Raw genomic sequence first — 5010 nt, 5'->3', positions numbered from 1 at the left:
CCCCAGCCCCCCGAGCGCCACGTCGTCCCCGCGTCGTGGCAAGGAAAGCCCCCCATGCGATCCTCCGTGTTCGTTCCCGCCCTTGTGCTCGCCTTGGGCCTTGCCCCACTCCTCGCGAACGCGGCGGTCGATCCCGCGAACGTGAGCGCTCCGACGCCGTCGGCGGCCACCCCCGTGGACCCGATGATTCCCCCAGGTGTCTCGCCCGAGGTGGCTGCCCAGATCCAGCAGCTGATGTCGACGCTTCCTCCGGGCCCGAGCGGCGACGCCGCCACTGCCTGCGAAGTCATCCTGTGTCTCGCCGGTAGCGCCGGCGCCGGTGGGCGCGTTTCGCAGTGCGTCCCGCCGATCCGCAAGTACCTGACCATCAAGCCTTGGCGCCGCCTGAACTTCCTGAAGCTGTGCCCGAAGACGAGCGGGCAGGGCGACGCGCGGATGGATCGCCTGGTCGAGATCATGGCCCGTGCCCCGGGGGCCGACGACGAGGGCCGCATCTGCAGCGCTTCGGCGATCAATACGGTGAACCGACGCCCGCTGGGTGATGGCGAGTTCTACATCGCCAATGACATGCCGGGCGATTGCGCCGAGTACTACGCGCATGAGTACACGGATCTCAAGGATTCCGTGCCCGTGTACATCGGCGAACCCTTGGATGGCGGGTTCTGGTCCGAGCCGGATGGGGCCTCCGCCGCGCAGGCGCGCTACGAAGCGGACCGCGAAGAGCGCCGGCGTAACGGCGGTCGACGCGACCAGCTCCAGCAGAGCGCTTACTCGACGCTCTGATCGCCTCCCGGCATTGCATCGGGAGGCATTTCGGCCACGACGCGTGGTCGACCTTCCGGCTCCGGTTTCTTGCTTCGAATCAGGATGTGTTTCGTGATGGGATTCGTTCGAACGGCCACGCTCGCCGTGGTCGTGATGTCTCTGCTTTCCGCGTGCGGCACCACGCCGGCGCCTGATTTCCGCGGTCGCTGGCGGGAGGTCAACACGATCGATGCGGAGCCCCGCGCGATCCCGCTGCGCCCGTTGCACGCTTTTGTCGTCCTGCCCTCCGATCGCACGCTACGCGATGTCGTCGATCGCTGGGGCCGGGAATCGAACCGCCGCGTTGCGTACCGCGCGCCGATGAACTACTCGGTGCACCTGCAGGCCACGAAGGTGACGGCCGCTTCGCTCGATGCCGCGCTGGGCCAGCTGGCTTCGGCCTACGCCGCGCAGGGCATCGGGTTCGCGCTGGAAGGGGATTCGATCGTGGTCTCGTCCGCTGGCGGCGTCCCGGCTGAGCCGGCCTCCGGCGCGAAGAGCTGAGCGCGCGACGATGTTCGGAAAGAACAAGAAAGACACGCCCAACGTCCAGAAGGCGGTGGCCGCGGCCGCCAGCTTCGAGGTCACGATCGGCGAACTCGCCCGCAAGAGCGAACGTCGCGCGTGGTTCGTCGCGTTCGGCTCGATGCTGATGTCGTTGGCGCTCGCCGGCGGCTACTACTTCATGCTGCCGTTGAAGGAAAAGATTCCCTACGTCGTGATGGCGGACCCGTTCTCCGGAACGGCTTCGGTCGCTGTGCTGAGGGACGATCCCTTCTACCAGTCGACCGTGGCGAACGAGACGCTCGCCCGTGCCAATGTCGCCAATTACGTGACCGCGCGCGAGTCGTTCGATGCCGACCTCTTGAAGGCGCGCGACTGGGCGCAGGTCAACGTGATGTCCAGCGGCGAGCAGCAGAAGGCCTTCGCGTCCATCCTCGCCGAGACGAATCCCAGCAGCCCGGCGAAGTTCGTCCGTGCGAACCAGGCCATCCGCGTCCAGATCTCGAGCATCACCTCGATCTACGACGGCGGCCGCGTGGTTGGAGCCACGGTGCGGCTGCAGCGCAACCTGTTCGATCGCACCAGCGGAGCGCTTCAACCGATCGACCGTCGCCTCATCACCCTGTCGTTCAACTATCTGCCAAACCTGCAGTTGGACGAGGCATTGCGTTGGCTGAACCCGTTGGGTTTCGTGGTCACGCATTACCGCTCCGACCTCGACCTCTCGGCCACCGGGCCGGGCGCGCTCGACGAGGCGTTCAACGCCGCGATGACGTCGGCATCCGCGCTGATCGGCGAGCGGGATGCCTCGATCGAAGCGCTGAAGGCCCAGGCGCGCGCTGCGGCGGCTGCTGCTGCCGGCCAACCCGCTGCCGCATCCGACGGCAGCGGCGTTCCGCCCCCTCCCAGCCTCGGCGCGCCCGCGGCCGAACCTTCCGCCACGGACGCCGCGCCTGCCGGAGGCACGCCGGCGCCCGGAACCGCCGCCCCGTCTCCCAATGGAGTTCCAGCGACATGATGCGCCGTTGTTTGATTTTCGCCCTGGCCTTGATGGCTGTCGCCGCGCCCATGGGCGCCAGCGCGGCCAATGCCATTTCCCGATACACGTACGAGGAGGGTGGGATCTACCCCGTTCGCACGGGGCTCGGCATCGCGACCACGATCGAGCTCGATCCCGCCGACCCGGTGCTGGATTACAGCGCCGGCTTCAGCGGTGGCTGGGACATCGTTCGGCGCGACCACCTGTTCTACATCAAGCCCAAGAACGTCGACGTCGACACCAATCTGCTGATCCGCACCCAGCGCCGCTCGTACATCTTCGAGCTGCAGGTGGCGGCGTCGGACTGGCGCAAGCTCGATGAGGTGCGCAGCCGTGGCGTGCAGTACCGCATCGCGTTCGACTACGAGGATGTGCCGGAGGCGAGTGCCGAACCGGTGGCGGACGTCGCGCCCGAGCCGCCGATCGAAGCCGTGAAGCCGATGCATTACGACTACGACCTCTCCACCAAGACCCGCCGGGAATGGCTGGTCCCGACCAGCGTCTACGACGACGGCAGCTTCACCTACATCCGCCTGCCGAACCCCGGGAACATCCCCTCGGGGAACTGGCCGACGGTGTATGCGCGCAACGCGCGGCACGACGAGGACTTCGTCGTGAACTCGAACGTCGAAGCCGACACGATCGTCGTCCATGGCATCTACCCCTTCCTCGTACTTCGCCATGGCGAAGAGACGGTGGGTTTGCGCAGGAATCCCGCCGAATGAGCCAGAACATGCCGCCGAACGACGCCGATGCCGGCGCCGCGGGCAACCCCTACTACCAGCAGGCCGCAGGCCCGGACCTCGACGCGGCGACCCCGGTCCTGAAGGACGAGGAGACCCAGCGCCTCAATCGAAAGGCGCTGTTCTTCCTGGGCGGCACGCTCGTCATCGTGCTGTTGATGGCGATGCTCGTGTTGCGCTCGGGCGGTGACGGTCCCACGGCCCGTGCCCCGGAACCCGAGCAGGCGATGGCCATGCCGCAGCTGCCGCGGGCGGTTACGGAGCGTCCCCAGCCCGAGGCGCCGCCGATTCCCGTCGTCGACGAAGCGCCGGTCGCCGACATGCCGCCACCGCTGCCGGCCATCGACGCGACCGGTGCCGGCTCGGCTCCCGTGCGCGTGGATCCGCGGCGTAGCGTGATGGAGCGCCGCATCGCTGATGCCGGAGGCAACTCGCCTTCGTCCGCGGCGTCGTCGTCGTCGGCCGGGGGCGCGCAGGGCACGGATCTTTCCGGGGCGCTCGCTGCTGCGGGCGGGGCCGCGCGCCCCGTGGCCAGTGCCCAGCCGACGCGCCTCGCCAAGCCGGACACGACGATGGTGCGTGGCACCTACCTGCGTTGCGTGCTCGAGACGCGGATCGTTTCCGATCTCGACGGCTTCGCATCGTGCGTCGTCACCGAGCCGGTCTACTCGTTCAATGGCCGGGCCTTGCTGATGCCGAAGGGCTCGAAGATCTACGGCCGCTACGGCGCCGGAGACTTCATGAACAACCGGATGGCGGTGGTCTGGGATCGCGTGCTGACGCCGTTGGGCATCGACGTGACGCTGCAGGCCCCGGGCGTGGACAACTTGGGCTCCAGTGGCATGCCGGGCCAGTACGACGCGCATTGGGCGCGACGCATCTCGAGCGCGCTGATGATCAGCCTGCTCAGTGACGCCTTCAAGTACTACGCGGCGGAGGAAGGCCCTGCACAGACCGGGCTGACGAGCGGGGGCTTCGTCACGCAGGAGCCTTTCGAGAGCAACACGGCGGAAAGCATCCAGAACCTCGCGCAGCAGGCCATCGCCGAGAACAGCCGTCGTCCGCCGACCGTCACGATCAACCAGGGCACCGTGGTGAACATCTACGTCACCGCGGACATCGACTTCGGCAACGTGGTCGGCGCGAACTGACCATGAGCCCGGACGGAGCGCCCGGCGTGGACCTGATCGACGACAGCTCGCGGCTGGCGCTGGTCTCGAACGACTTCCTCGAGTACCAGTTCCAGGTGCTGGGCATCCTGCCGTTCATGGCGGATCCGTCGATCACCGAGATCTGCATCAATCGACCGGGCGAGGTCTGGGTCGAGGGCCGGGGAGGGTGGAGCAAGGTCGAGGTGCCGACGCTCACCTTCGATCGCGCACGGCAGTTCTGCGTTTCGGTGGTCAACGAGAGCAACACCGGCCAGCGCATCACCGACATCGATCCCGTCGTTTCGCTGACCTTCCCGACCGGCCAGCGCGCGCAGTTCGTGATTCCCCCCGCCTGCGATGCCGGCCGGACCTCGATCACGATCCGCCTGCCTTCGAAGCAGACGCGAACGCTCGACCAGTACCAGGCCGATGGCTTTTTCGACAAGGTCATCGAGCATTCCGGCGAGATCAGCGCGGAGGACGCCGAATTGCTGGCGCTGCGACGCGCACGCGACTACGGAAACTTCTTCCGCAAGGCCGTGGCCTACCGAAAGAATATCGTCGTCGCCGGCGCGACGGGCTCCGGCAAGACGACGTTCATGAAGTCGCTGGTGACGCACATCCCGCACCACGAGCGGCTCGTCACTATCGAAGACGCCCGCGAGCTGTTCATCGACCAGCCGAACGTCGTGCACCTGCTGTACTCGAAAGGCGGGCAGAGCACCGCGAACGTCACCGCGAAGAGCTGCATGGAAGCCTGCCTCCGCAT

6 protein-coding genes are annotated in these 5010 nt (G+C 67.3%); all 6 read left to right on the top strand.

Annotated features, from left to right (window positions below):
• The first annotated feature begins 54 nt into the window (after positions 1-54).
• Positions 55-783 (top strand): TrbM/KikA/MpfK family conjugal transfer protein, encoded by a 729-nt coding sequence (locus tag ACIQ6S_RS14160; protein ID WP_397608911.1) that lies wholly within the window; start codon positions 55-57, stop codon positions 781-783.
• Positions 784-879: 96 nt separating this feature from the next.
• Positions 880-1308: a hypothetical protein gene (locus ACIQ6S_RS14155; RefSeq protein ID WP_397573684.1), complete on the top strand. Its 429-nt coding sequence runs from the start codon at positions 880-882 to the stop codon at positions 1306-1308.
• 10 nt (positions 1309-1318) lie between these two features.
• On the top strand, positions 1319-2326 hold the full coding sequence (locus ACIQ6S_RS14150) for a virB8 family protein (protein ID WP_397573685.1): 1008 nt from the start codon (positions 1319-1321) through the stop codon (positions 2324-2326).
• On the top strand, positions 2323-3072 hold the full coding sequence (locus tag ACIQ6S_RS14145) for a TrbG/VirB9 family P-type conjugative transfer protein (RefSeq protein ID WP_397573686.1): 750 nt from the start codon (positions 2323-2325) through the stop codon (positions 3070-3072). Before ACIQ6S_RS14150 ends, ACIQ6S_RS14145 begins: the two co-directional genes overlap by 4 nt.
• On the top strand, positions 3069-4241 hold the full coding sequence (locus tag ACIQ6S_RS14140) for a TrbI/VirB10 family protein (RefSeq protein ID WP_397608910.1): 1173 nt from the start codon (positions 3069-3071) through the stop codon (positions 4239-4241). Before ACIQ6S_RS14145 ends, ACIQ6S_RS14140 begins: the two co-directional genes overlap by 4 nt.
• A 2-nt stretch (positions 4242-4243) precedes the next feature.
• Positions 4244-5010, top strand: a 767-nt coding sequence (virB11, locus tag ACIQ6S_RS14135) for a P-type DNA transfer ATPase VirB11 (protein WP_397608909.1), incomplete at its 3' end; no start/stop codon positions are given.

Origin of the sequence: Silanimonas sp. (genome assembly GCF_044377035.1) — a bacterium.
Taxonomy (GTDB): domain Bacteria; phylum Pseudomonadota; class Gammaproteobacteria; order Xanthomonadales; family Xanthomonadaceae; genus Silanimonas.
The sequence above is the reverse complement of the archived record's forward strand: the minus strand, read 5'-3'. Positions and strand labels throughout refer to the sequence as shown.